The sequence below is a fragment of the Streptomyces sp. NBC_00887 genome, assembly GCF_045207585.1.
In genome coordinates this window covers 9,500,062-9,526,263 of record NZ_CP108788.1, presented here as the reverse complement: position 1 = coordinate 9,526,263, position 26,202 = coordinate 9,500,062, and the positions used below count along the sequence as shown (strand labels likewise).

The window sequence follows — 26,202 nt, the reverse complement described above, 5'->3', positions numbered from 1 at the left end:
CGATGACCATCCGGCGAAAGCGGGCCCCCGGGCCGGCACCGGTCCTCCGGGCTCGGACGCGACGCCGGGAGTCGGCCGTACCCCTCGTGAACAGCCCGGCGTCCCGCAGCGTCAGTTCAGCGCTACGGGAGGCGGCGTACCGTAGAAGGTGAGCGGCGGCCAGCCCTTGGACTGGGCAAGCGCGGACAGCGCTTGGGCCACCTCCAGGGGCGTGATGTCCTGCGCGGACGGATAGCCGTTCGGCTTGTCGACGCGCACCTTGAAGCTCATGTCCATCCTCAGGTCGCTCTCGGCCATGCTCGCGTCCGCCCGGAACTCGGTTCCGTCCGTGAACTCGACCGTCGCCGGCGCCTCGTCCGTCTCCGCGGCCTCGGCCGTCGCGGTGGACGCGAACACGGCCCCCGCCGCGGCAGTCCCCGAGTACCCCAGCAGCTTGCGTCTCGACATCTCCGACACGGCCCCTCCTCCTGTCGACCTCCCGGGCGTCCGGGAGCCAGAATCGATCATAGGAACGAGGACCCCGCTCCGTAGCGATTTCGCGGTCTTTGCCGCCGTCCGGCAGCCGTGGACGAACTGGGCCGGCAAGCCCTCAGGACGAGCCGACGACGGGCCGGATGCCGAACGGACCGGATCTCGTCGCACGCGAACTCGCGGTCGGGGAAGCGTTCCAGCCGTGCTCGATGCCGGCGAGCCGGGGCTCGCCGGCACCGGGGCCTCTGGCACGGCAGGCGGTCCGTGGAATCGTTCGCCGGTCGTCGGTCCCTCCCCCGCCCTGTTCTCCTACTCGTTCTGAATCGCGTTCACCAGTCCGGCAATGAGGTTCGCCCGCTCCGTCATGGCGTCGATCACCAGATACTCGTGGTCCGCGTGGGCGCCACCCCCGACCGCACCGAGGCCATCGAGGGTCCGTACCCCCAGTGCGGCGGTGAAGTTGCCGTCGCTTCCGCCGCCGACCGACTTGCCTTCGATGCCGGGAAGGAGCCGCTGCGCCACCGCAAAGAGTTCGGTCGATGTCGATTCGGGCATCGGGGGACGGCCGACAGCTCCCTGGACCGAGATCTCCGCCTCGTCGAGATGGGCAGACAGTGCCGTGAACGCGGACTCGATTCGTTCCTTCTCGTCCGCCGACTCGACCCGCACGTCGACGATGACGGTCGCCTCTGCGGGAACGACGTTGTCCAGGGTTCCTGCGGAGGCAACGGTCGGGGTGACTGTCGTCCCGATGTCGGGTCGGCTCAGCGCTGCGATGTCCAGCACCTGATGTGCCGCCTCGATCAGGGCGTTGACTCCGGTTGCGGGCTCAAGGCCCGCGTGCGACGCCCGGCCCCTCACAGAGACCTGGAAGGTGCCGCAGCCCTTGCGTCCCGTCTTCAGGCCTCCCCCGTCGGCGGCGCCTTCGACCACGAGTACAGCGCCGCACGCGAGGGCTCGTTCCTCGATGAGGGCTCGGGAGGAGCGCGAGCCGACCTCTTCGTCGGCGGTCACGAGGATCTCGATGCCTGACCGGTCGTCGAGCGTCGCCACGCCGTGGACGGCCTGCACCAGACCGCCCAGCATGTCAAAGACCCCGGGCCCGGTCGCACGGCCGCCCTGGACCATGAACGGGCGGCGCTCAAGGGTGCCGAGCGGAAACACCGTGTCGTGGTGACCCAGGATCAGGACCTTCGGATCGCCACCGGCCGACCAGTGGACGTGGGGACCCGCTGTGCTCTCGACCAGGACGGCATGTCCGCCGAGGCGGCTCTCGAGGACGGCGGCGACAGCTTTGGCCGAGTCCCGCAGGGCGTCGACATCGCGCGACGGAGACTCGATCTCCACGAGTGTCCTGAGGTCCTCGATCATCGCGTCGACGCTCGCGCCGACGGTCTTGTGCATGGTCATTTCGCAAGGCTACCGGCGAGACAGCTGCCGACCTGGCCGGGGTGGTGGTGGCTGCCCGTCAGCAGGACGTGCGTCGGGCGGTGGTGGCGGCCTCGGTTTCGCGAGGTCAGCTCATGTGCTGCAGGAAGAAGGCGGCCGCTTCCCGGCCGACAGTGACGCGGGCCGCAGGGTCGGAGGGTTCCGGGGCGAAGAAGTCGTCGTGGCGGACGTCGGGGCCCACCGAACGGCCGCCGGCCGTCGGGATGTGCTCCAGATACGGCCTGGTGTCCTCCTCGTACGGGGCGATCGTGTCGGCCCCGGCCCAGCGGATCTCCACCGGTACGCGCACGGTCGCCAGGCTCTCCGGAGTCACCAGGCTGCCGATTCCGGGGGCCACTTGGAAGACCGCCCGCACCCGGGAGTCGGAAAGATCCGCTCCGGCGCCGTGCAGAACGCGCTTCGCCGTCTCGGCCTCGGGGTGCTTCTTCCTCAGTGCCTCCAGGACCCCGGGGAATTCAGGAACCTCCGGCAGGGGCGCTGCCCCCGTCAGCACGGCCCACAGGATCTGCGGATCGACGCGGGCCCCGGCGAGCGCCGCCGCCGTGTAGGCACCGAGAGAGAAGCCCGCCGCGCCGACCTGACCCAGAGGTTGTTCGCGGGCGAGTGCGTCGAGGGCGAACGAGACATCCCGGGGCCGCTCCCATACGTGGAGGAAGCCCTCCGGCTCGTAGCCGTCGACGAAGTTGTTTCCGTGGTGATCAAGGGCGGCCACCCGGAACCCTGCTTCGCGCAACGGGCTCACCAACCACTCCATGTCGCTTCCTGAACCGCCGGTGCCGTGCGAGACGACTATCAGCGGAGCAGGTGCGGCCGGCGGGGGCGACGGTTCCCACAGATAGAGCCGGATCGGCCGCGGACGTTGCGGGTCCATCAGATCAGGGCGGCTTTCGTCGTGCAGGACACGTATCAGCGGCTGTTCCTGCCCGGAGATCGTCATGACCACATCGTAGGGAGGCAACCGCCCCTGCTGGAACGCCTTGCCCCTTCAGCGGGGGCGAGTTGGGGAGCAGCTCTTGTGTCCGGCCGCCGGTGTGTCCGCCGGGGCCCGGCGCCTTCCCGTTCACTGCACCCCGCGGGGCCGGAACTGGATGCTGATACGTCCTCCCGCGGCTCGCGCGGTTTTGGGGACGGAGTGCTCCCAGGTCCGCTGACAGGAACCGCCCATCACGATCAGATCGCCGTGCCCGAGGGGGCGCCGGACGACAGCACCGCCGCGGCACGGGCGCAGCAGCAGGTCGCGGGGCGCTCCCACGGACAGGATGGCGACCATCGTGTCCTCGCTCGCCCCCCGGCCGATGCGGTCGCCGTGCCAGGCCACACTGTCGCGGCCGTCGCGGTAGTGGCACAGGCCGGCTGTCGTGAAGGGTTCACCGAGTTCGGCGGCGTAGTGCGTGGACAGAGCCTGGCGTGCTTCGTCGAGCACGGGGTGCGGCAGCGGTTCGCCGGAGCGGTAGAAGGCGAGCAGGCGAGGGACGGCGACGAGCCGCTCGTACATCTGCCGCCGCTCGGCCTTCCAGGGCACATCCGTGGCCAGCTGTTCGAACAGGACGTCGGCGCCGGTCAGCCAGCCGGGCAGCAGGTCGATCCAGGCGCCGTCGCCGAGTCCGGTCCTGCGCAGCCCGTCCAGCGGACGTAGGAGCACGTCCTCGCTTTGATCGAACAGGGACCCCTGGACCTGGTGCGCCGCCATGCCTCCAGAGTACCCCGCATTCGAACACGTGAACCATTAGGGTCGGCCTTACGCATCTGCCGCCCGGACGGCCTCGGCCACATCGCAGCCGCGGCACGCCACCCCGGCAGAGGGACGACATCGAAGGCGTCCCGTCCTCCCAGCAGGAGCACCGGCCGTCCGGGCGTACCGGATCCGAGTGCCGGCCGGGCGCGTAGTGTGCCTGGATGATCGGGACACCAGAGGCGTTCTCGCGGAGCACCATCGCGCGCGAGGGAGAAGCCGGGGCGGCCTGGCTCGCCGTCCTGCCCACCGTCGTCGACGAGTCGCTGGCACGCTGGGACTGCGTGCCGGACGGCGTAGTGATGCACGGGGGCGTCGGGATCATCGTTCCGTACGGCGGCGGGACGGCGGGACCGCCGTGCTGAAGGTGTCCTTCCCCCACCCCGGCAACGTCCACGAGCCGGACGCGTTCGCGGCGTGGGGCGGGCGCGGAGCCGTACTGCTGCACGAGCGCCACGACGAGTCCTTCGCCATGCTGCTGGAGCGGGTCAGGGCGTCGACACTTGCGGAGGTCGGGGACGACGACGAGGTGGTGACGGTCGCCGGAAGGATCAACCGCCGGCTGGCGGTCCCCGCGCCGCCCGGCCTGCCGCGGCTGCGGGAGCAGGCCGAATCCTGGGAGGAGCATCTGCGCAGGGATGCCGAGGAGCTGACGCACGCGCTGTCGCCCTACGTGGTCGACGCGGCGGTGGCGACCGTACGGGAGCTGGGCCGGGTCCAGTCCGACACTCTCGTCCACGGCGACCTGCACGGCGGAAACATCCTCGCGCCGATCGTGAGCCGTGGCTGGCGGTCGATCCGAAGGGGTACGCGGGAGACCCCGCTTACGACGGCGGCACGCTGCTCAAATCGCGCGCACTGACGATGCTCGGAGCGGACGACCTGGGCCGGGCCGTCCACCGCGCTCTGGACGCCTTCGCCGAGGCAGCGGAGCTCGATCGCGTACGCGTCCGGCGATGGGCTCAGTTTCATGCCGTCCAGGCCGCGTTCTGGGGTCGGCGCCACGGATTCCGCAGGGCCCGCACCGGATCTCGACCGGACCGGCTCACCGAATTCGCCGACCACCTGGCGAAACTGCTCACGGAGAGCGGACAGGGCCCCTCGCCCGGCTGAGGTGAGGGCGTCCCGGGGCAGAACCTCGCGACGGCCCGCAGGACGGTGTGTCCGCGGCCTCACCCGCCACGGCGTACCGACCGGCGTGAGCAGGGTGCCCCACGCCGGTCAGCCGTTGGTCAGGACTCCTGATCAAGCGGTGGCGCAGGCGGTCCCGCTCAGGGTGAACCCGGTCGCGGCCGTGTTGGTCCCTCCCCGGGTGCCGTTGAAGCCGACGGTGACCGAACCGCCGGCGGGTATGACGGAGGTGTACGAGGCGGGGACCACACTCACCGCGCCGCCGTTCTGCGTGAAGGATCCGCCCCAGGCGTGGCTCACGGTCTGGCCGTCGGCAAAGGAGAAGGCCAGTGTCCAGCCGTTGATCGCGGTGGTGGCGGTGTTACGGATGATGATCTCGCCCTGGAAGCCGCCGGGCCAGTCACCGACCACTCGGTAGCCGACGGAGCAGGCCGCTCCGGGTGTGCCGGTGCCCTCGTCGGTGACGACAGCCACCGTCGCCGAGCGGGCCGAGCGGTTCCCGGCCGCGTCGCGGGCGTAGACGGCGAAGGTGTACGACGTCTCTGCGGTGAGGCCGCTCACCGTGGCGCTGTTGGTGGAGGAGGCGGCAACCGTGGTCTCGGATCCGCTGCTGACGCGGACGACGTCGTAGCCGGCGACGCCGACGTTGTCGGTGGCGGCGGTCCAGCGGAGGGTGGCGGAGGTGGCCGTCACGGCCGAAGCGGTCGGGGTGCCGGGGGCTCCGGGGGCCTCGGTGTCGCCCGGTTCGCCGCCGCCGAAGACGGTGGCTTCCCGGGACGTCTGGGCGATGCCGTTGACGCCGTTGAAGATGCGCTCGCCCCAGGAGCTGAGCCGGGTGGGGTCGAAGTCGATCGTCAGGTCGAGGATCGGGTCGGTGTTACCGCTCCAGGACCAGGCCAGGTAGCCGAGCTTGAGCTGTTGGGCGGTGGCCATCATGGTGTTCTCGTCCGGGTCGCCGTACTGGTCGGCGGGGCCCCCGAACTCGCCGATCAGGATCGGCAGGCCGGCGTCCACGAACGCGTCCAGGTAGTCGGTGACCTTGTCGGCGGTGTTGTAGACGCTGTACATGTGGATCGAGAAGATCAGGTTGCCGGTGGGGTCGGCGTCGTAGACGGTCTGGGCGTTGGCACGCATGACGCCCTGCCAGTCCTGGCCCCAGTTCGGCGCGTCCACCATGATCGTGTGCTCGAACCCCGCGTTGCGCAGCTTCTTGACGGCGGAGATGGTGGGATCGGTCCAGCCCGCGGGATTGGTGTTGCCCCAGGGCTCGTTGCCGATGTTGATGATGACGTAGTTCTCTTCACCGGTGAGTACGCTCTGCAGGCCGAGCCAGTAGTCAGCGGCGTGGTCGAGCGTTCCGGCCGCCGCGTCCTCGCCGTAGCCGGTGGTGTCGTGCACCTCGAGCACACAGATGAGACGGTTCGCCTTGCACCGGTCGACGATGCTCGCCACGTCCGCGGGGCTGTTCTTGCTCCAGCGGTGTCCGTCGGAGAGAACCACGCGGACCGTGTTGGCGCCCGTGGCCTTGATGTCGGCCAGCGACTGCGTCTCGCCGGGGTACCAGGTGTGGGCGTGATTGACGCCGCGCATGACGAAGTCGTTGCCGTTGGCCTCGAGCAGGCGGCCGTCACTGACATGGAGGCCCGTGGCGAGCGCGCCGGCTTCGTGGGCCTGCACCCGGGCCTGGGCGGCGGCCGGGCCCGGGGTCCCGACAACGACGAGTCCGAGTAAGGCGGCCAGAGCGGTCAGGACGACGGTGACCGGGCTCTTACGTTTCATACGTCCAGTTGTTCTCATTACGACTCCAGAGGATGAGCGCCAAAAAACATCAACCGGGAAGGTGGGAGCGCTCCCATAAAGCCATCACGCCAGGGGCACGTCAAGACATCGCGCACGCTCCGACATGTGAACGACCGTCGCGCAGCAGCGAATCCGGTGCACGCGAATCGGATTACGCGGACATCACCCGGCAAAACCTGCCGGGCCGCAGGGCCGGGAGGCGGGCGTGCGGGTTTCCCGGCCGCACGCCCGCCTCCCGGCACCGAGCGGCTCGTCAGGCGTTCGGGTCGAACGGGATGCCGGCCGGCTTGGCCTTCTCGAGGTGAGGGTTGAAATTGCCGTCCTTGAGGCCGAAGACGGCACTTCCGAAGTTGGCCTGTGTCAGCTTGTCCCGCAGACCCGCCGGGTAGCCGTTCCAGCCGACGAGTTTGGGGAACTGCCATCCGTGATAGTGGTTCTCGGGCGGCTCGTCGTTGGAATTCGCGGGGCGGAAGCAGTGGGTGCTCAACCCGTCCTTGTGGTACACGATCTTGGGATGCGTTCCGTCCCACCGGATCTGATCGCGGTTGTAGACGTCGAAGTCGCCGTGAGCGGACGTGGATACGTAGCGGGCCTCGTTGTTCTGCACCCACACCACGACATGCTCCCAGTCGTGCCGGTGCCCGCCGAGCCCGCTGCCGGCCACGGCCTGGTCCTTCTCGAAGTAGAGCCCGTAGATGATCGCGCACCAGCCGTTGTTGCACTTGTAGCGGGCGTACCCGTTGGTGTTGTCCAGGTCCGAGGCGTCACGGCAACTTCCGTTGACGGCCCCGGTGGTGTTGAGACCAGGGGCTATGGCACCGTCCGGCCCGATGGCCGGAGTGGGGTAGCAGCCGTCCGTGTCGTAGTCGTAGGCGGGCTGGAACGACTGCTCCATTCCATCGGCGTTGAGCGGCAGAGCGCCGGGCGGGGCGGCGTACGCGCTGCCGGAGGACGCGATGACCATTACCAGGGCGCTGCCCACGACGAGCGACACCCTGCGGACTCGTGCTCTGCTCTTCACTGCTGCCTCCTGGTCGACGCGTGTCGGGGGTCACGCGGCTACGATTGACATGCCCATCGCAACCATGCTGAATCCCTCGGCACACGGACCGAGCACCACCTGATGTCGAGGTGATGAAGGCTCAGCCAACACGCGAGGAGCGAGCCGGCCCGTCGGGCGGCAGGCGGATCCCACCGCGCTCCTGAAACCGGAGGCCGTGGCGGGCCAGGGCGATCGTGGCGGTCCCGGCCTCGCCCATGCCACGTAGGGAAGTCCGGGAAGCCGGCCGCACGCGGGGCCGGCGGGAGAGCGCGGGGTTCGCACGGGCCCCGCGGCGTCCGCCTGGACACGAGCGGGGCCGTACCGGTCCGAGCGACTCCCCCACACGTCGACGCGGACGCGCCCGCCCCGGCATCGGCGGAGGGATCAGCCGCGACCGGCGTCCTGCGCGGCACGCTCCAGCCGGCCGCGGTAGCTCTCCCACGAGGACTGATCGCCGGGCGGCATGCTGTCGTTCCCCTTCGCCATCCCGACGGCCCCGTCGATGAGTTCCCTGACGATATCGGCGTGCCCGGCGTGCCGCTGGGTGTCGCCGAGCACGCGTACCAGCACGTGGTGCAGCGTCACGCCGCTTCGCTCCTCCGGCCACCACGGGACGCGGCCGACAGCATCGAGACCGAGCGTGGCGATCGTGGTGTCCGCGTGCTCCCAGGCCCGGCGGTACAGCCCCACGACCATGTCGCGCGACTCGTCCGGGGTGGCCCACATGTCCGCGCCCGGTTCGGCGTCCTCTCCGTACCAGGACGGCGGCTCATCGAAGAACGGGCGCCCGAACGTGTCCCCGAAGTAGCCCAGTTCCACGCCGGTGAGGTGCTTGACCAGGCCCAGGAGGTTCGTGCCGGTCGGCGTCAGCGGACGACGGATGTCGTACTCGGAGAGACCGTCGAGCTTCCACAGCAGGGCATCACGGGCGGCTTGCAAGTAGTGGAGCAGGTCCACCTTCGACTCTGATTCGATCATGTCGGGGAGTCTTCCGTCCGCCTCTGACATCGGGCCGCCGAAGGCTCCTGCCGAAGAGCGATCCGCTCGGCCGCTGACACCTTCGAAAGGTTGGGAGGTCGGTCCGGCCTGACGTCACGGGACAGAAGGGCACCGGAACGGGGCAGGTCACGACTCCCGGCTGACCCGTTCCCTCCCAGGTCGCCCATGTCGGCGCCGCTACCGCCGCGTTCCGTGGATGACACCGGTTCTTGACGGCGGCAGCCGAAGCATCAGCCCGCAGCGGTCGGGGAAGCCGCAGCCTGGTTCCGGACCATTTCCAGCAACGTGGTGTGGGTCCGCTGGTCGGCCGCCGCGATCAGTCCACCTGCGCCGGTGTGCAGCGGTTGGCCGTGAATGCCGGTCACCACGCACCCGGCCGCTTCGCACAGGGCGATCCCGGCGGCGAAATGCACGGAGTCGCGCAGGTCGCCGTCGGTGACGTAGGCGGCTCTTCGGCCGGCGGCGACCCAGGCCACGGCCAGGGTCGTGGAGACGACGCGTGGCCGGAAGTGGTCTGTGAACCCTGGGGCGGCGAGGAGGAGTGCTGCCCGGAAGTCCGGTGCGTTGGGGAAGGGCGGGTCGAGATTGACGTCGACCAGCCGGGACGCTGCCGAGGGTGCGAGTTCTTCGTCCACCTCGCCCTTTCGGAGACGGGCGCGCCTGCCGTCGGTCCAGAAGACCTCACCGCTGAACGGGTCGGCTGCCGCGGACACGGTGATGTCGGGCCCCACCCGCAGGGCCACGTTCACCGAGGCCAGCATGGTGTGTACGGCGTAGTTCAGCGTCCCGCACAACGGGTCGACGAGCCATCTGCGCTCCGCTCCGTCTGCGCCGCTGTGTCCGCTCTCCTCTCCGGTCACGGCGTCATGGGGTCGGGCGGTTCTCAGGATGCCGAGGATCGCGTTTTCCGCCGCGAGGTCGGCGCCTGTCGCGAAGTCGCCGTCGGACTTCGCGAACCGCTCCAGGGATTCCCCGTACATGTCGCTGACCACGGCCGCTCCTGCCCGTGCTGCCGCCAGAGCCAGTTGCGCATCATCTTCCGTGTTCATGATCAGCATGTGGCCAGGGTAACCACGGCCATGTCGGCGCGGCGGATTTCGCCGGGCTCGGCAAAGGCTCTCCCGCGCGGACGAGTTGCGGAACGGGTGAGGTCCGGTTCACGCACCGTGACGGGCCGGCTCCTGCGGGGCGTGCGGAGCACCGGGTCGCTCCGGCCGACGCGGGGCGTTCCGCGCCCGGCGACGGGCCGGCCGATGGGGGCGGGGGTGCCGGTGGCCGACGATCGGCGGGTTTCCGCCCATACCTCCGGCCCGCGCCGACGCGACAGCACGACTCCCCCGGCGAACCGTCCATCCGGCCCGTTGACATGGGTGAGAACCCGTTGCTTGGCTGAGGACAAGCGCTTTCCGGCCGGACTTTGGAGCGTTCAGGTGGAGTTCTCGCGTCGTTCCGTGCTGTCCATGATCCCGGCGGTGGCCCTGCTGGCCGTGGCACAGACGCTTCAAGCCCGAGCGGCGGTCCGGCGCGAGCCGGACGCGTCCGGCCGCACAGTGGCCGACCATGACGCTCTGGTCCGTAACACCGTTGCGATCTTCGCCGGCACCACCGAAGTCAACGCCCGCCCCGAGGTCGCACCGAAACTCACTGCCCTGCAGACGACAGCTCGCACCAGGCTCGCCGCGATGGACAGCGCCGGACAGGGCGAGCTCTTCGCGGGCGTACCGCTCGGCACCAGCGACCCCAACCTGAGCCTGTCCTTCCAGTACCTGTACGAAATCGCCCTCGCCACCGCTCTGCCGGGTACCGGCGCCTCGGAGCTCCGCGACAACAGCGCGGTCCGGCGACGGGTCATCGACGCTCTGGTCCACCTCCACGACGCCTACTACGGCGATCAGTCGAAGGGCTACTACGGCAACTGGTTCCACTGGGAGATCGGAATCTCCGCCTACGTCAGCAAGACCCTCGTCCTCCTGAGGGACGAGCTCGCGGTGTACCGGCCCCAGCTCGCCGCGACCTACGTGGCCTCCATGGACGCCTACCTCCGCAACGGCAAGGGCGGCGACGTCGATCTGGACTCGCGCTTCCACACCGGCGCCAATCTCGCCGACATCACGACGAACCGGATCCTCCAGGGTGCCGTCCTCGGCGACGAGGTCCGCACAGGGAAGGCCATCGCCGACCAGCTGACCGTCTTCGCGACGATCGACCCGTACAACCCGCAGCACGGCGTCACCGACGGTTTCTACGCCGACGGTTCCTTCGTCCAGCACGGCTCCGTCGCGTACACGGGCTCCTACGGAAAGGGCCTGCTCACCCGCATCGTCCAGACGATAAAGATCCTCGACGGAACCGGCTATGTGCCCGGCGACAGCCTCGTCGGTGTCGTGCAGGGCTGGGTGACCGAAGCCTTCGCCCCTCTGATCTTCGAAGGCTGGATGATGGAGATCGTCAAGGGCCGCGCGGTCTCACGGACCGGCACGGGGTACGCGGACGTCGCCGCCGTCGTGGAAGCCGTCGTCGACCTCGCCTCGTACACCACCGGCAGTGACACCGAGGCGCTCGAGGGCTACGTCAAGTACGTCGGGCAGACCTCGAAGGCCGGCCTCGACCCGGCCTCCTTCGTCTCCCCCGTCAGCATCGCCCGCCACGCCGACATCCTGAAGTCATCGTCGCCCGCGAGGGATCTGGGTCCAGCCGCCTCGCACACCGCGTTCGACGCGATGGACAGGACTGTCCACCGGCGGTCCGGCTACGCGTTCGCCCTGACCCGCAGTTCCGCGCGCATCAGCAAGTACGAGTACATGAGCGGCGAGAACCTGATGCCGTGGTTCCAGGGCGACGGCGCGCACTACCTCTACCTCTCCGGTCAGGACCAACGGCAGTCGTTCGGCATCGACTACTTCACGGCCGTCTCCCCGTACCGCCTGGCGGGCGTCACCGCGCCTGTGGAGACGCGCCGCACCGTTCCCGAGCTCTACGGCACGCTCTGGTACGACAACCCCGAGCGCGGGTTCACGGCATCGTCCGAGTCGCAGAACGCCTACGTCTACTTCCCGCGCGGCGGCAACGCCTTCTCCGGCGGCGCCCGTCTGGGCCCCTACGGTGTGGCCGGTCTCGTCCAGTCCGACGATGCGGCCTACACCGCCCAGCAGGCCGGTGAACTCCCCGACGACTTCGTCGCCTACCAGGGGGCCCGTGCCACCAAGTCGTGGTTCATGCTCGACGACGAGATAGTCGTCCTCGCCGCAGGAGTGACCGGACTCGAGGACCGCGCGGTGACCACCACCGTCGACAGCCGTATCGCCGCTCCCTCCGCACCCGTCACCCTCACCGGGAGCCTCCGTGACGGGACGCCCTGGCAGGGCACCGGGACCGCGCCACTGGCCTGGCTGCGTTATGCCGATGCCGAACAGGGGACGGCGATCGGGTACGTCTTCCTGTCCGGTCCGCGACCGGCTGTCGCACTCGACACAGTCACCCGCAGCCGGCGTCTCGTGCGACTGACCAATCCCGACACCCCCGTCACCAAGCAGGTCTTCACGCTCTCGTACGAGCAGGCCGCCGAGGAGCGGCCGGCCGCGATGGCGCACGTCCTCGTCCCGAACGCCTCGACCCGGCAGTTGGCCGCCTACGCCCACGGCCCGCTCTCCGTACTGGCCAACACCGTCCGCCTGCAGGCCGTCACGCACACTCGCCTGGGGTTGGTCGCCGCCAACTCCTTCGCCCCCGGCAGGCACCGCGCCGAGCGCCTCACCATCGACGGCCCGGCGTCTGTGATGCTTCGCCGGGCTCCCGACGGCACGTGCTCGATCGCGGTGTCCGATCCCACGACTCAGCGGAGCACGGTCTCGGTCACGGTCCACGGACCGGCCTTGCGGGCCCTTTCGGCCGATGACGGCGTCCGCGTCCGCCGCTTCCTCGGTGGCACTCGCCTCGACGTCACGACCCATCACGCCCATGGCCGCAGCTTCACCGCCACACTGGGCCGGCGCTGACGGCGCCGGCGGGGGCTTCGGCGGCCCCCTTGCACCGTGCTGGTCTGCGGCTACGCGTTCCGGTTCACTCGCTGTCAGTGGTCCCGCATACGGTTCTCCCATGGATGATCAGCGGTGTCGCTTCCTCACATGGACAAACTCACAGTCCGGGTGCCCGGGCAGCGCTCCCCAAGCGCCGGCGGCCCGGTGGGGCGGGCTCCGCGCATCTGTGCACCCCGCTGGGATGGAGACCGCACGTGAGTGAGACGCCGATGTACGAGGCGGGAGACGTACGAGAAGCGTGGGGCCGGGTAACCGCGTGGCTCGAGCGGAACGACCCCGGGGGTTTCGCTGCCCTCTGCGGCCCGGGGAACCAGGCGGCCATCGGCGATGCCGAACTGCGCATGGGTCTGACACTGCCGAGGGAGATGCGGGAGTGGCTCCTGGCGACCGACATCGATGCCGGCAGGCAATCCGATGGACGATCAAGTCTGGTGGCACTCGGGTGCGAGGCAGCCATCCCCGGCGACCATCTCCTTCTCGGCCTGGCGGACATTGAGGGCGTCTACCTCAGCCGGATGGCCTTGGAGGAGACGCAGCCGTCCCCAGACCCCGACTGCTCGTTCTGGCGCCGTGAGTGGGTCCCGATCGCCGCGGAACGCGACGGCCTCTACGGGACGTTTCTGGACACCCGCAACGGAACCGTCGGAACGTGGGCTGAGGCGCGCGGTCCTGAGGAAGGTGCCTTTGCCTCGTTGTTCGCCTTCTTCCAAGAGGTGGCGGACCGGCTGGAAGGAGTCGCCTCGGGGGACTGGAGAGGCCCCGCCGGTCCGGCTGGATCTGGCGGGCCCGCTCCCCGGCCGAAAGACGAGCCGATACGTCTCTGGGCACGCACGAACGGCTATCTCGTAAATGATCGTGGTCGGATCCCTGCGGAGATTCGCGAGGCTTACGAGATGTCACGGAGGTAATCACACCGAGCTCATCACGGCACGGAGCAGGGCACGTGGCCGAGTCCTGAAGTAACGACCCGGCCCGCTACGACAGTGAGTCGGCGGCCACGGATGCCGCCTGCGCGATCAGCCGGTCGTCGTACTCCGCCCCGTCCTCGGTGCGGTTCGACATGACGGCCATGACAATGGGGGCGGCGCCGGGCGGCCACACCACAGCGATGTCGTTGCGGGTGCCGTACGTGCCCCCGGCCCCCGACTTGTCGCCGACCTCCCAGCCGTCGGGCACTCCGGCCCTGATGAGCCCGGCTCCGGTGGTGCTGGTGCGCAGCCACTCCGTGAGCTGTGCTCGTTCGCCCTTGCCCAGGACGTCACCGAGGACGAACGCTCGCAGGTCTGCGGCCAGGGCCCGCGGCGTGCTCGTATCCCGCGTGGCGCCGGGGGTCCAGTCGTTCAGCTGCGGCTCGGAACGCTCCATCCGCGTCACGTCGTCGCCGATCTCCTGGAGTTCGGTGCCCAGACCCCGAGGGCCGCCCACCTGGTCGAGCAGCAGATTGGCAGCGGTGTTGTCGCCGAAGCGGACGGCGGCGTCGCACAAGGCGTCCAGGGTCATCCCGCTCCCGGCGTGCTTCGACGTCACGGGAGAGGGAGGAACCAGCTCGTCCGGGGAGTACCTGACTGTCCGTCCCATTCCGTCCGGGGAGTACTTCCGCAGAACGGCACCGGCGGCCAGGACCTTGAACGTCGAGGCGTAGGCGAACCGCTCCCCGTCGTTGTACGCCACTTCGCGTCCGGTGCCCGTGTCGACAGCGTAGACACCCAGCCGGGCGTCGAACTTGCGCTCGAGCTCCTTGAATTCACGGGCCGACTCCCCCGCGTCCGGTCCCGCCCCCTCCCCCGACTCCTCCCCCGTCACAGCGGACGAGGCCGGGGGCGTGGGCGAGGCCGGGGGAACATCTTGGCGGCCGCAGGCCGCCGCAGGGACGGCCAGAAGCATGGCGAGCACACCGCATACGGCGCGTCGGGCACCGGAGCCCCGCATGGTCAAAACCTCCTGGGCGCCCCCGGGCGGGGCGCGTCGGGGACGGAGCGGCCGTCCATCCCGGTTCGGGGGCGCGGGCATCGGATCCGCCCTCGCCTACGGACATCCTCACATCCCCGCCCGCACAGGCCGCCGGAGCAGGTACACGGCGGCGGTCGACACCAGGATGGCCATGCACGCGATGAACACCAGCCCCGCACCCTCCAGACCGATGGGACCCGACAGCACCCCCACACCGATCACAGGCACCGAGATACCCGCGTACGCCACCACGAACAGAGTCGAGATCACAGCCGCGCGCCGGTCCTCGGGAGACGCCCCGGCCACCGCGGACAGCGCCCCGCGGAAGGCCAGCCCCTGTCCGACCCCGCCGACCAGCGCGCTCAGCACCACCAGGAACAACAGGTCCCATCGCAGTGCTCCCGCGAGAAGCGCCAGCCCGGCGAGGAGACCCGCACAGCCCAGTGGCAGCGATCGCGCCACGCCGACCCTGCCGACTGCCAACTGTCCGGCGGTCGAGGCGAAGAAGGCCAGCGCGACGACCAGTCCGCTCACCGCGTGGTTGTTCACATCGAGGGATTCAGAAAGGAACGCCGGGCTGACCGACGTGAACACGCCGAAGAGCGCGAACCCGACGAACGAGGCGATCGCGGCCGGCGCGAACACCGACCGCACCTGCGGGGGCAGGCCGGGCCGCCGCGGCCGTACGGTACTCAGCGGCCGTCGCTCCCGTACTGTCTCGCGGAGCCACATCGTGATCGCCACACAGGCGGCCAGCAGGGTGAGGTGCACGGCGAACGGCAGGTACAGGGGACAGGGGGCGTACTGCGCGAGCACCCCGGCAAGCAACGGGCCGCAGCCCAGCCCGCCCATGTTGGCGGCAGTCGCCACGAACGTGGCCCGGGAGGCGCCGCCGTACGGTGCCAGCTCCATCACGTACGCCGTGGCGGCCCCGGTGAACAGGCCGGCGGACAGGCCGGACAGCAACCGTCCCGCATACAGCCAGCCCAGCCCGGTGGCGCACAGGAAGCAGACGGCGCTCGCCGCCGCGAACCCCAGACCCGCCAGCAGCACCGGTCGCCTGCCCACGATGTCGGAGACGTTGCCGGCCAGCAGCAGCACACCGATGACGCCGAAGGCATAGACGGCGTACACGACGGTCACCGTCAGCTCGGAGAACCCGAACTTGTCCTGATAGAGGCCGTAGAGGGGGGTCGGCAGCGTGGTGCCTGCCATGCACACGGCGAACACCGCCCCGCTGAGGAAACACTGGCGCCACCCTCGGCGATCACCGTCCATGCCGCCGACCGTAACCCCACGTGCCGCCCCGGACCGGCCAGGCGTGCCCGGCGTGCCACCACCGGTATGGGGTGACTGTTCACGCGTCGGGAGGCGGCGGAGTGCGGACCGACGCGGAGACTCGCGGTTCAGGGGAAGCGCTCCGCGGCAGGGTGAGGTATCCCGGAGTCATGGTCTTCCGGCAATGGCTCCACTCCCTCCGCAGCGGTGCCCGGCGGAGCAGCGCGCTGATCGTGGTTCCGTTCGCCCTCATCGCCGTCGTGACGGTGGTCGACATCATCGCCCCGCCGGAAGTCCACCTCGGTCCGTTTCTCGTCGCGGCTCCGGCACTCACCGCCTCGTTCGCCGGCCCGAGAATGACGGCGTTCGTCGGTGCGGTGGCCGTACTCGCGCAAGCCATGGTGGCGGTGGCACGGACCAGCATCAACGACCTCAACCACACCTACCAGATCATCGCGCTGTTCCTGATCTCCGCGATCGTGACGTTCTTCGCCCATTTGCGAGAGCGCCATTCCACGGAAATGGTGCAGCTTCGTACCGTGGCCGAGGCGGCTCAGCGGGGTGTGCTGCGCCCTCCGCCGGCCCGCAGCGGTCCGCTGCGTCTGGCCGCTGTGTACCTGGCTGCCGAAGCGGGTGCCCAGCTCGGTGGTGACCTCTACGCGACCGCGCGCACCGCCGAGGGGACCCGCGTGATCATCGGTGATGTCCGGGGCAAGGGCCTCGACGCCATCAACAGTGCCGCCGGCGTCCTGGGTGCCTTTCGCGCGCTGGCCCGCCAGGAGAAGCACCTGCCCGATCTGGTGAGCCGTCTGGAGAGCAGCGTGGCCGCGCACCAGATCGACGCACTGCACGAGGCGGAGGACGAGAACATCGCCGAGGCCTTCGTCACTGCGGCTGTGCTGGACATTCCCGACGGCGCCGAGGTGGTCCGCCTCATCAGCTGCGGGCATCCTCCGCCGCTGATCCTCCGTGCGGGTCAGGTGTGCCTGCTCGAAACGAAGGACCCGGCCCCACCGCTCGGGCTCGGGCGTCTGCTGGCCGGCCGGCCGACGGAGGACGTGTTCGCTTTCGACACAGGGGACATGCTTCTCCTGTACACGGACGGTGTCACCGAAGCCCGTGACCGTTCAGGCGACTTCTATCCCTTGACCGAACGGATCGCCTCGCAACACGGGAAGAACCCGCAGGCGTTGCTGAATCATCTGTGCGCGGACCTTCTGCGCCACGCGGGTGGCAGCCTCGGTGATGACGCGGCCCTGGTGGCGATCGAGCGCCTTCCCGCGGACGAGTGATCGGCTTGCGCCCGTGTGCACGGCAGCGATGCCCATCAGGACTCCTGGCTCTCCAGCGAGGTCCGTGGGGAGGCTGTTCATCAGTCCCGGTGTGCGCTCGTCGCTGCGCCTGAGGTCGAAGGCGGCGCGGCGGCGCCGGAGGTGACCTCGACGTCGGACGGGTCGAGCGCCAGGTGCTCCGCGGCGCACTCGACGACCGCGCGCACCGGCCCACCGCACGCGGTGTGGCGAAGCTCGAGCACAGGCACCTCGGGGTCCACGGCGTGGGCCTCGCCCCACTGCCGCAAGGCCACCAGGACGGGCCACAGCTCCCAGCCCTTCCGGGTCAGGCGGTACTCCTGCCGGGTGCGTCGACCCGGTTCCCGGTAGGGGACCGTGCGCATGACCCCGGCCGCCGTCAGTTTGCGCAGCCGGTCCGCGAGGACCGCCTCGGACAACCCCACATGACGGTGGAAGTCGTCGAAGCGCCGTACGCCGTTGGCCGCGTCACGCAGGATCAGCAGCGTCCATTTCTCGCCGACGATGTCGAGCGTGCGTTGGACGGGGCAGTTCTCCGTACTCGTCTCCAGCCACTCCATCCGACGATGATAGACCCCTTGACTTCATTGTTGACAGTCAGCTGCGACCTGGCTAGCTTCATCTGACATAGTCAGCGATGGAGGGGCAGCACCGTGGGGCGATCTCGCACGTACGAATGGCAGGACCCGGCCGTCACGGCGGGCGCCGTCGGTCGGGGCACCGGCCTGGAGTTCCTCCGTGACATCGCGTCCGGCCGCCTCCCCGGACCACCGGTCGGAGCGACCGTGGACTTCACCCTCGATGAGGTCGAGCACGGGCGCGCCGTGTTCTCACTGCTCCCGGGAGAGGAGCACTACAACCCCATCGGCAGCGTGCACGGCGGCATCTTCGCCACCCTGCTCGACTCCGCGGCAGGCTGTGCCGTCCAGTCCACGCTGCCGCGCGCACCGGATACACCTCCTTGGACCTGACCGTGAAGTTCCTGCGCCCGGTCACTGTCGAGACCGGCAGGGTCCGGGCCGTGGGCAGCGTCGTGAGCAGCGGCCGCCGCACCGCGCTCGCCGAGGCACAGCTGCTCGACGCCGGGGGCCGGCTGCTCGCCCACGCGACGAGCAGCTGTCTGCTGTTCCCCGTGCCCGCTGTCTGAACAGCGGGCGATCGTCCGTGCCGGTGCGGCGGGCTGCATATCGTTGCGCCATGGACGTGTTCGACGAGTTGTTGCGGAGCGTGCGGGGCCGGGGAGCGGTGTTCGGCCGGTCGATGCTGTGGCCGCCGTGGTCGCTGCGGTTCACCGACGGGGCGTATCTGACCTTCTGTGTGCCGCTGCGTGGTGCCGGCTGGATCGTTCCGGAGGGCGGGGAGCCGCGGCATGTGGGACTCGGTGAGGCCGCCATCGTCCGGGGCCCCGCGCCGTTCACCTTCACCGACGACATCACCCGGGAACCCGGAGCGGGCGCGCGGGAGGTGCGCTGGAGCGAGGGGACGGAGGGCGGGCAGGACCCCGATCACGAACTCAGCGGGTCCACCGTCCTGTTGGCGGCGGCCTACGACGTGCGGACCCAGGTTCCGCAGCGGCTGCTCCGGGTCCTGCCCCCGGCTCTCGTCGTACCGGAAGGCCATGACTGCACCGCGATGCGGGACTACTTGGAGGTGCAGATAGCCGGGGCGCGTCCGGGCCGCCAGATCGTGCTCGACCGGTTGCTGGACTGGCTGCTGGTGTGCACGCTCCGGGACTGGTTCGACCGCCCGGAGGCCGAGTCGCCGGGGTGGTACCAGGCACTCGGGGACGAGGTGGCGGGTCCCGCGCTGCAGGCGATTCACGAGGATCCCGCGCACCCCTGGACGACGGCGGGCCTCGCTGCCCGGTCCGGAGTGTCACGTACGACACTGGCCAAACGGTTCACCGAGCTCGTCGGGGAGGCCCCGGTCGCGTATCTGACGGAGTGGCGGATGACCCTGGCCGCCGATCTGCTGAGCCGCCCCGAGCTGACCGTGGCGGCGATCGCGCGCCGGGTCGGGTACGCGGACGCGTTCGGTTTCAGCGCGGCGTTCAAACGGCTTCGGGGCGAGAGCCCGAGCACGTATCGCCTGGAGGCGGTCGACCGCGCGCCGGGCCGGGCCGCCGCCCCGACCGCCTGATGCACGTGGGGGCGGACGGGCATCGACCCACCCGTGCGCCCCCTCGGCCGCTGTGACTCAGCGCCAGGCACCTTCGGCTGCCGCGTCGCGCACGAAGTCGGCGAAGTCACGCGGTGCCCGGCCGAGCGCCCGCCGCACCCCGTCGGAAACCTGGGCCTCCCTGCCCGTGCGGATCGGCAGCAGCGCGTCGGTCCACAGCGCGGCCTCGGCCTCCGGCATTCCTTGGGCCACGAGCCCGGCCCTGAACGCGGAATCGTCCACCCCGACGTAGGTGGCGCGTCGGCCGGTCGCCCTCGCGATCTCGTCGAGGACCTCGGCGAGGCCCAGCGCCCGGGGGCCCGACAGCTCGTACACCTCGCCCGTGTGACCGTCCTGGGTGAGTGCGGCGACGGCCACCGCCGCGATGTCGTCCGCGTCGACGAACGCGGCGGCTCCGTCCCCGACGGGCAGCGCGAGTTCGCCGCCCTTCACGCCGTCGAGGAAGACTCCCTCGCTGAAGTTCTGGGCGAACCAGCCGGGCCGCAGGATCGTCCAGTCCGCCCCGGAGGCCCGTACGGCCGCCTCGCCCTCCATGTGCGGACCTTCTCCTTCGTAGGCTTCGCCGAAGTAGCCGGGCACGTCGACGCCCCGGGCGGAGAGCAGCACGAGGCGCTCCACCCCGCTCGCGACTGCCTGCTCGACCAGGGCAGGCGTCGGCGAGGGCGAGGTGTCCAGCGGAACGATGTAGGCGGCGGTGGCTCCTTCCAGGGCGGCCTTCCAGGTGTTCGGGTCCGCCCAGTCGAACCGGGTCTCCCCGGACCGCGACGCCGCGCGTGTCCGCACGCCCTGTTCGCGGAGGCGGGCCACGACCCTGCGGCCTGTCTTGCCGGTACCACCGGTCACCAGTACGTCGACGGGCGCCTTCTCGTCCTTCTGTGTCATGACGCAAGCGTGTCCCGGCGGGCCCCGAGCTGCCATGGCTCAGCGTCCGGAACGGCTGTCCGTGCGTCCGGACAAGGACCGGCGCGGCAGTCCATGGGCGTCGCCCCGTAGCGGCAGCCACACCACGGTCAGCCGTCCGCGTGACGGTGACGGCGAACATCACCGTCATCTGGTTCTGTAAGGGGGGACCTCGCGGGGTGCGGAGCTCGGACCGATGAGTTCTCCGGCGGCCCGGTGTCTCACGGGGGGCTACGGAAACGTCCGGTGCCCAAGAGAGAGTGGTGCGCGATGAGATTGGTACTGCAGGAGTTCCTTTCGCTGGACGGCGTCTACCAGGGCCCGGGGTCGCCTGACGAGGACACCAGTGACGGGTTCACCCGGGGCGGGTGGTTCGTTCCGCACATGGACGAGGAGTTCGAACGGCAGGTCGGCACCTGGCTCGGTACGGCGGACGCGTTCCTGTTCGGCCGCCGCACCTACCTGAACTTCGCCAGGGACTGGCCGCGAATGACCGAGCACCCGTTCGCCGGCATCTTGAACGGCCTGCCGAAGTACGTCGCCTCCCACAGCCTGGCCGAGGCCGCGTGGGACCCGACCACGATCCTGTCCGGCGACATTCCTGCCCAGGTCGCCGAGCTGAAGCGGCAGTCCGGTCGCGAGCTGCAGATCCACGGCAGCGGTCGGCTTGGTCAGTCCCTGCTGGCTGCGGGGCTGGTCGACGAACTGCGTCTCGCGATCGCCCCGGTGGTCGTGGGCACGGGCCGCCGCCTGTTCCCGGACGCCGGCGCCCCGGTCGGCCTTCGGCTCCTGAGCACTCGGACGACACCGGGCGGACTGGCAATTCACGTGTACGAATCGACAGGTCTGCCGGAGTACGGGACGTACGGGGCCGACGCGTAGCAGTCCGGGCCGAACACCGGTCCCGACGGCCTGCGGTGACGCCGGGATTCGGCACGAGCCCGTCGCTCCTTCGGGGATCGGCCGGCAGAGGGCTCAGAGCACGACGCGGAAGTGCGTGGTCAGCCGTGCCTGGTCGTCGAGGACGTGGAAGGCGAGGCCGGGCGGCTGCTCGCGGTCCGCGGGGGCGCTTCCCTCCCAGGGCATGCGCAGGGTCCAGGTGACGGCCGGTGCGACGATCAGCGGAAGCCCGGCGAAGGTGGAGGCGGCAGCTGTGTGGGCGTGGCCGGTGAGAACCGCAGCGACCTGCGGGTGCCTCGCGAGCAAGTCGGCCAGTTCCCCGGGCTGTTCGAGCTTGCAGGAGTCGGGGAGCGGGTGGTGGAGGTCGACCGGCGGCTGATGGAAGGCGATCAGCGCCGGGGTCCCTTGCGGCAGGCCGTCGAGTGTGGCGTCGATCCAGGCCAGTGTCCCTGCGTCGAGGCGTCCCTCGTCACGGCCCGGGATGGTGGAGTCGCACATCAGGATCGCGGTGCCGGTGATGTGGTGGACCTCGTTGACGGGGCCGCGCTCGGGTGCCTCACCCAGGAGGGCCTTGCGATAGGCGGGGCGCGCGTCGTGGTTGCCGGGGCAGGTCAGCACCGGGAAGGAGGCGGCCAGGATGCCTTTCGCCTCCTCGTACTCGGCAGCCTCACCGTGGTCGGCGATGTCCCCGGTGACCAGGAGGGCGTCGACCGGGTGCGCCAGGGCGCGCAGGTGGTCCATGACGCGAGTGGCACGTCGGGTCGCCCTCTCGCTGCCGTCCAGGTGCAGGTCGCTGATGTGGGCAAGCAGCGTCATCGCTCCTCCTTCTTCTCCGGTGGCGCTCACGGGGCAGCCGGCCTGCGCCGGGAGTGGTGCCGCCACCTCTACCTCTAACGGAAAATTTTGTTTTACCGTTAGGTACTCTAGGGGGCGCGGGGAGATGTGCTCAAGTGGTTGTCGACCGGTCGCAGAAAGGCAGGGAGGCCTTCATGGAACGCTGGCTGGCGTTGGAACTGGCGAGCACGATTCGCCATGACGGGGACGGCGGTGTCACCGACGACCTCGCCACGGTCCGGGAGACAGCCCTCTGGATCCGCCGTCAGGGCGAACTGCTCGGCGGCCCCGCCCCGTCCGGCGAACTCGTGGTGGACGAGAACCTCAGGCTCGCGGTCATCGAGCTGCGGCGGGCGGTCCGGGCCCTGTTCGCCCGCGTGGTCAGTCCCGCTCCGCCCAGCCCCGCGGACGCCCATCGGCTGATGCCCGCCGACCGGGCCGTCGCCCACCTCAATGCGGTCGCCGCCCGGGAACCGGTCACCCCGCAGCTCGACTGGCCCCTCGAAGGAGACCCCACCACGCGGCTGCTGTCGGCGCAGGACGACCCGTCCATCCGGCTGGTGGCACAACTCGCCCGTGCCGCCATCGACTTCCTGAGCGGCCCCCGGCGCGGGGAACTCCGGGCCTGTACGGCGCCGCGTTGCGTGCGCTACTTCGTCAAGAGCCACGGGCGGCAGGAATGGTGCAAGCCGTCCTGCGGGAACCGGGCCCGCGCGGCACGCCATTACAGGCGTCAGCGCACCGACGGCGCCGCAGATCCCGCACTTTCCTAGCGCCGCTGCCCGAACGCGCTCCCCGCCGGAAGCAGCTCATACCTCGGTCGGCACGCAGAGCACCGGCACGGTCGACAGGTGCAGGAGCTTGTGCGGGGTCGAGCCGAGCAGAGCGCCTCGCATGGGGCTCTCGCCCCAACTGCCGACGACGATGACCCGCGCCCCGTGGCGTGAAGCGGCGTCGATCAGCGCCTGGGCGGGGTTCTTGTCGATGACCTCGACGGCCGCCGGCACGCCGGCCTCGTCGGCGGCCTCGACGGCATGCTCCAACCCGGTTCGTCCCGCCTGGCGGATGGCTTCGTAGTGGGACCTGTACTCCTCGCCGGCCGCGCCGGGAGGCGCAGCTCCGTAGACCAGGACGAGTCGCTCGCCGAACGCCGCGGCCACCTCGATCGCGATGCGCAGAGCGCGCGCGGCACCGGGTGACTCGTCGTACCCGAGAACCACCGACATCAGGACTCCTTACCGTGCACGAGGTCCGGGTCGACCACACTGCGGCGCTCGGTCCAGAAGGTGGCCGACCTGAGACGCCACACCACCATGATCACCACACCGACCACGCTGATGCCGATGCCGATGACGAGCGGCGGGCCGAGCCCGAACCACGAGGTTCCGGTGTAGGAGTTCTCCGGGTCCGACATGTCCATCACCGACCGCACGAGAAGCCAGGTCAGCAGCCCCGCGCCGATCAGCGGGCCGAGGCCGATGAGGAGGAAGTTGCGGAGGCTCTCGGTCAGGTGACGGCGGTAGTAGATCACACAGGCCACACCCGTGAGGGCGTAGTAGAAGGCGATCAGCAGGGACAGGGCCGTCAGTGAGTCGAAGAGGGCGTTCTCGCTGATCCGGTTGACGATGAGGTACCAGGCGATGGCGATTCCGGCCACCCACCAGGTGCTCACGTCGGGGGTGCGGAACCGGGGGTGGATACGCGCGAGGTGCGCCGGCAGCGCGTGGCGGCGGGCCATCGACAGTGCTGTGCGCGACGCGGGGATGATGGTGGTCTGGGTCGATGCCAGTGCGGACGTGGCGACCGCGAGCAGGACGATCCAGTCCCAGCCGCCCATCACCTCGCCGGCGAGGAGGGCGAAGATGAACTCCTCCTCGTCCGCGTTGTCGGCGAGGTATGCCGTTCCGGCGAAGCCGACGACCGCGAAGCCGACGGACAGGTAGGTCACCAGCAGAATGACGGTCGACCAGACGCCGGCCTTCCCGGGAGCGGTGGCGGAGTCCTCGACCTCTTCGGTGAGATTGACGGCCGACTCCCAGCCCCAATAGATGAACACGCCCAGCAGCAGCCCACTCGTGAGCGCCGCGCCGCCGGCCCCGAAGGGGTTGAGCCACTCGGCCGAGGGTTTGATGGAGTCGGAATCGGTCGTACCCGCGTAGACGCGGTAGAGCGCCACGATCACGAAGACCAGCAGGAAGGCCACCTGCGCCAGGATCAGAACGTTCTGGACCTTGGCCGAGAGCTCCGTGCCGATGACGCACAGACCCGTCATGACCAGGATCAGGAGCACGGTGAGGAGCTGGCGCACGAAATCGTTCTCGACCCAGCTGTCGAGACCGACGGCCATCAGGGCGAAGCTGACGGCGACGTCCGCCAGCGACCCGACGACCAGAACGCCCGTCATCGCGATGGCCCAGCCGCCGAGCCACCCGGTCCACGGCCCCATCGCGCGGGTCACCCAGGAGAACGTGGTGCCGCAGTCCTGGTCCACCTTGTTGAGGTAGTAGAACGCCGAAGCGATCAGCAGCATCGGCACGAAGGAGGCGAAGAGCACTCCGGGGGCGTAGATGCCGACGAGTGCCACGATCGGTCCGATGACGGCCGCCACGGAGTAGGCCGGGGAGGTGGCGTTCAATCCGATGACCAGCGCGTCGACGAAGCCGATCGCGTTCGGCTTCAAGGTCGCCTGCGGTGCTGGTGGTCCGGCCGGTTCCTCTGCCATGCTCCCTCGCTCCGTAACGGCCTGAAGAAAAAGGCTAATAGGCCCCCTTCATGCTATTTGCGGGTCTTCGGGCGCGCCTCCCAGGCAGGGGCAGGACACCGCCGTACGGGGCACAGCGGTCGCAGCTGTCACTGTTCGCGCATGTGCCACGGTGCGCCGTACTCCGTCAACAGATCGAGGAAGGGCCGGGGAGGCAGGGCCTCCGGGCCGAGCACACCGCTTCCGTGCCAGGTGCCGCACGCGATGAGTTCGAGGGCGGCGACGGGATTGATGGCGGTCTGCCAGACCACGGCCTGGGAGCCGTACTCCCGCATGGACCACTGGTTGTCGACGACGTGGTAGAGGAAGACCTCTCTGGGCCGTCCGTCCTTGGTGCCCTTCACCCAGGTGCCCGCACACGTCTTCCCGTGCATCCGCTCGCCGAGCCCGGCCGGGTCCGGAAGGCAGGCGGCCACGACATCACGGGGCGACACCTGGACCTCGCCCTTGTCGCTGTTCACGCGGACGGGCTCCGTACGGTCGAGACCCAGTTTGTGGAGCGCGCGGAGCACCCCGATGAACTCGTCGCCCAGCCCGTACTTGAACGTGACCCGCCCGGCCTTCACATGGCGCGGTACGAGAAGCACCTCCTCGTGCTCGACGTTGACGCACTCGACCGGCCCGATGCCTTCCGGGAAGTCGAAGAGCTCCGGTTCGCTGAAGGGAGCTGTCGTGAACCAGCCGCGCCCTTCCTCGTACACGACCGGCGGGTTCAGGCACTCCTCGATGGTCGTCCAGATACTGAAGGAGGGGGCGAAGTCGTAGCCCTCCACGACCAGATCGGCTCCGTCACGGATGCCGATCTCCTCGATCTCGTCGAAGAGTTCGTCGGAGGCGTACCGGGCGAACACATCGGAGAGGCCGGGCTCCACGCCCATGCCCACGAGCGCGAGACGGCCCGCTCCCTCCCACTCCGCAGCCCGTTCGAACTGGGCGTCCCCGAGCTTGACGCCACACTTCTCGTACGGACGGTCAGGGTGCGGCCGGGAAAGGGACATCGCCATGTCGAGGTAGTTCGCGCCGTGTGCCAGCGCTGCCTCGAACAGAGGCAGCACGAATCGGGGGTCGGTGGCGTTGAGAAGCACACCGCAGCGGTTCTCACCGAGAGCGGCGCGCACCGCTGCGGGGTCCGAGGCGTCCAGCCGGACGGCGTTGAACCGGTGCCCGCTCTCCCCCAGGGCCGCGACGGCCTTCTCCGCGCGCTCAAGGTCGTAGTCGGCGACCGTCATGTGTTCGAAGAAGGGCCGGCGGGCCGCGATCCTGGTGATCGCCGTGCCCACGCCTCCCGCTCCGACCAAGAGGACACGCATGGGTGCACCACTCCTTCGCCGCGCTGCCGGCAATGGGGGCGCCCGTGCCGGTCCCGTGGGCGAGGACGCTAACAGCCGTGCGGCCCGGCGGCGGGCACCGTTCGGATCATGTCCCGCGTC

23 protein-coding genes and 2 pseudogenes are annotated in these 26,202 nt (G+C 69.9%); 9 read left to right on the top strand and 16 right to left on the bottom strand.

The genetic code is table 11. The annotated features are described in order from the left end of the window. Window positions 1-111: 111 nt before the first annotated feature. The 4 genes from OG844_RS43325 to OG844_RS43310 all read right to left on the bottom strand — a co-directional run bounded on the left by OG844_RS43325 (window position 112) and on the right by OG844_RS43310 (window position 3,610). Window positions 112-447, bottom strand: coding sequence for a hypothetical protein (locus OG844_RS43325; RefSeq protein WP_406387750.1), 336 nt, complete (start codon window positions 445-447; stop codon window positions 112-114). Window positions 448-780: 333 nt separating this feature from the next. Continuing rightward, a complete protein-coding gene (locus OG844_RS43320) occupies window positions 781-1,881 on the bottom strand; it encodes a M20 family metallopeptidase (RefSeq protein ID WP_406387751.1) in 1,101 nt (366 codons plus the stop codon). A gap of 106 nt (window positions 1,882-1,987) precedes the next feature. Then, complete coding sequence (locus OG844_RS43315) at window positions 1,988-2,857, bottom strand: alpha/beta hydrolase family protein (protein ID WP_406387753.1); 870 nt, start codon at window positions 2,855-2,857, stop codon at window positions 1,988-1,990. Between the two features lie 123 nt (window positions 2,858-2,980). Further along, complete coding sequence (locus tag OG844_RS43310; RefSeq protein ID WP_406387755.1) at window positions 2,981-3,610, bottom strand: alpha-ketoglutarate-dependent dioxygenase AlkB; 630 nt, start codon at window positions 3,608-3,610, stop codon at window positions 2,981-2,983. A gap of 206 nt (window positions 3,611-3,816) precedes the next feature. On the opposite strand from OG844_RS43310, the gene OG844_RS43305 reads away from it, so the two are divergent. Both OG844_RS43305 and OG844_RS43300 read left to right on the top strand, forming a co-directional pair. Next, window positions 3,817-4,017: a hypothetical protein gene (locus OG844_RS43305; protein ID WP_406395915.1), complete on the top strand. Its 201-nt coding sequence runs from the start codon at window positions 3,817-3,819 to the stop codon at window positions 4,015-4,017. Beyond that, a pseudogene (locus OG844_RS43300) lies at window positions 4,011-4,765 on the top strand (aminoglycoside phosphotransferase family protein). Before OG844_RS43305 ends, OG844_RS43300 begins: the two are co-directional and overlap by 7 nt. Before the next feature lie 132 nt (window positions 4,766-4,897). On the opposite strand, the gene OG844_RS43295 reads toward OG844_RS43300, so the two are convergent. The 4 genes from OG844_RS43295 to OG844_RS43280 form a co-directional block, all read right to left on the bottom strand. Beyond that, window positions 4,898-6,580 (bottom strand): cellulase family glycosylhydrolase, encoded by a 1,683-nt coding sequence (locus tag OG844_RS43295; RefSeq protein ID WP_406387757.1) that lies wholly within the window; start codon window positions 6,578-6,580, stop codon window positions 4,898-4,900. A 256-nt stretch (window positions 6,581-6,836) separates the two neighbouring features. After that, on the bottom strand, window positions 6,837-7,547 hold the full coding sequence (locus OG844_RS43290; RefSeq protein ID WP_406395970.1) for an NPP1 family protein: 711 nt from the start codon (window positions 7,545-7,547) through the stop codon (window positions 6,837-6,839). 462 nt (window positions 7,548-8,009) lie between these two features. Then, window positions 8,010-8,603, bottom strand: a complete 594-nt coding sequence (locus tag OG844_RS43285; RefSeq protein ID WP_406387758.1) for a DinB family protein — start codon at window positions 8,601-8,603, stop codon at window positions 8,010-8,012. 251 nt (window positions 8,604-8,854) lie between these two features. Continuing rightward, window positions 8,855-9,682: an inositol monophosphatase family protein gene (locus OG844_RS43280; protein WP_406387759.1), complete on the bottom strand. Its 828-nt coding sequence runs from the start codon at window positions 9,680-9,682 to the stop codon at window positions 8,855-8,857. Between the two features lie 372 nt (window positions 9,683-10,054). Here OG844_RS43280 and OG844_RS43275 point away from each other — a divergent pair, with 372 nt between their 5' ends. After that, complete coding sequence (locus tag OG844_RS43275; protein ID WP_406387760.1) at window positions 10,055-12,619, top strand: polysaccharide lyase family 8 super-sandwich domain-containing protein; 2,565 nt, start codon at window positions 10,055-10,057, stop codon at window positions 12,617-12,619. Window positions 12,620-12,855: 236 nt separating this feature from the next. Next, window positions 12,856-13,569: a histone-like nucleoid-structuring protein Lsr2 gene (locus OG844_RS43270; protein ID WP_406387761.1), complete on the top strand. Its 714-nt coding sequence runs from the start codon at window positions 12,856-12,858 to the stop codon at window positions 13,567-13,569. A gap of 67 nt (window positions 13,570-13,636) precedes the next feature. On the opposite strand, the gene bla is transcribed toward OG844_RS43270, so the two are convergent. After that, the gene (gene bla / locus OG844_RS43265) at window positions 13,637-14,590 is read right to left on the bottom strand and encodes a class A beta-lactamase (RefSeq protein ID WP_406387763.1); all 954 of its coding nucleotides are present in this window, start codon (window positions 14,588-14,590) and stop codon (window positions 13,637-13,639) included. Window positions 14,591-14,698: 108 nt separating this feature from the next. Next, window positions 14,699-15,889, bottom strand: a complete 1,191-nt coding sequence (locus OG844_RS43260; RefSeq protein ID WP_406387765.1) for an MFS transporter — start codon at window positions 15,887-15,889, stop codon at window positions 14,699-14,701. Window positions 15,890-16,059: 170 nt separating this feature from the next. Between OG844_RS43260 and OG844_RS43255 the strand changes: the two genes are divergently transcribed. Continuing rightward, window positions 16,060-17,181, top strand: a complete 1,122-nt coding sequence (locus OG844_RS43255; protein WP_406387766.1) for a PP2C family protein-serine/threonine phosphatase — start codon at window positions 16,060-16,062, stop codon at window positions 17,179-17,181. A gap of 80 nt (window positions 17,182-17,261) precedes the next feature. Here the strand turns inward: OG844_RS43255 and OG844_RS43250 are convergent, their stop codons facing one another. After that, a complete protein-coding gene (locus OG844_RS43250; RefSeq protein WP_406387767.1) occupies window positions 17,262-17,759 on the bottom strand; it encodes a winged helix-turn-helix transcriptional regulator in 498 nt (165 codons plus the stop codon). 93 nt (window positions 17,760-17,852) lie between these two features. Here OG844_RS43250 and OG844_RS43245 point away from each other — a divergent pair. Further along, window positions 17,853-18,346, top strand: a pseudogene (locus OG844_RS43245) (PaaI family thioesterase). A gap of 50 nt (window positions 18,347-18,396) precedes the next feature. Continuing rightward, entirely contained in the window at window positions 18,397-19,338 is a 942-nt protein-coding gene (locus tag OG844_RS43240; RefSeq protein ID WP_406387769.1) for an AraC family transcriptional regulator, read from the top strand. 57 nt (window positions 19,339-19,395) lie between these two features. Here the strand turns inward: OG844_RS43240 and OG844_RS43235 are convergent, their stop codons facing one another. Continuing rightward, window positions 19,396-20,259, bottom strand: coding sequence for an NAD(P)H-binding protein (locus tag OG844_RS43235; RefSeq protein WP_406387770.1), 864 nt, complete (start codon window positions 20,257-20,259; stop codon window positions 19,396-19,398). 288 nt (window positions 20,260-20,547) lie between these two features. On the opposite strand from OG844_RS43235, the gene OG844_RS43230 reads away from it, so the two are divergent. Continuing rightward, entirely contained in the window at window positions 20,548-21,159 is a 612-nt protein-coding gene (locus OG844_RS43230; RefSeq protein ID WP_406387771.1) for a dihydrofolate reductase family protein, read from the top strand. A 93-nt stretch (window positions 21,160-21,252) separates the two neighbouring features. Here OG844_RS43230 and OG844_RS43225 read toward each other — a convergent pair whose 3' ends face one another. Continuing rightward, window positions 21,253-21,993 (bottom strand): phosphodiesterase, encoded by a 741-nt coding sequence (locus tag OG844_RS43225; protein ID WP_406387772.1) that lies wholly within the window; start codon window positions 21,991-21,993, stop codon window positions 21,253-21,255. A 173-nt stretch (window positions 21,994-22,166) separates the two neighbouring features. Here OG844_RS43225 and OG844_RS43220 point away from each other — a divergent pair, with 173 nt between their 5' ends. Then, window positions 22,167-22,784: a CGNR zinc finger domain-containing protein gene (locus OG844_RS43220; protein WP_406387774.1), complete on the top strand. Its 618-nt coding sequence runs from the start codon at window positions 22,167-22,169 to the stop codon at window positions 22,782-22,784. Between the two features lie 36 nt (window positions 22,785-22,820). Here OG844_RS43220 and OG844_RS43215 read toward each other — a convergent pair whose 3' ends face one another. The 3 genes from OG844_RS43215 to OG844_RS43205 form a co-directional block, all read right to left on the bottom strand. Next, window positions 22,821-23,237, bottom strand: coding sequence for a universal stress protein (locus OG844_RS43215; RefSeq protein ID WP_406387776.1), 417 nt, complete (start codon window positions 23,235-23,237; stop codon window positions 22,821-22,823). Continuing rightward, the gene (locus OG844_RS43210) at window positions 23,237-24,733 is read right to left on the bottom strand and encodes an APC family permease (protein WP_406387778.1); all 1,497 of its coding nucleotides are present in this window, start codon (window positions 24,731-24,733) and stop codon (window positions 23,237-23,239) included. The genes OG844_RS43215 and OG844_RS43210 overlap by 1 nt, the downstream gene beginning before the upstream one ends. Before the next feature lie 128 nt (window positions 24,734-24,861). Next, on the bottom strand, window positions 24,862-26,082 hold the full coding sequence (locus OG844_RS43205; protein ID WP_406387779.1) for a saccharopine dehydrogenase family protein: 1,221 nt from the start codon (window positions 26,080-26,082) through the stop codon (window positions 24,862-24,864). Window positions 26,083-26,202: the final 120 nt, after the last annotated feature.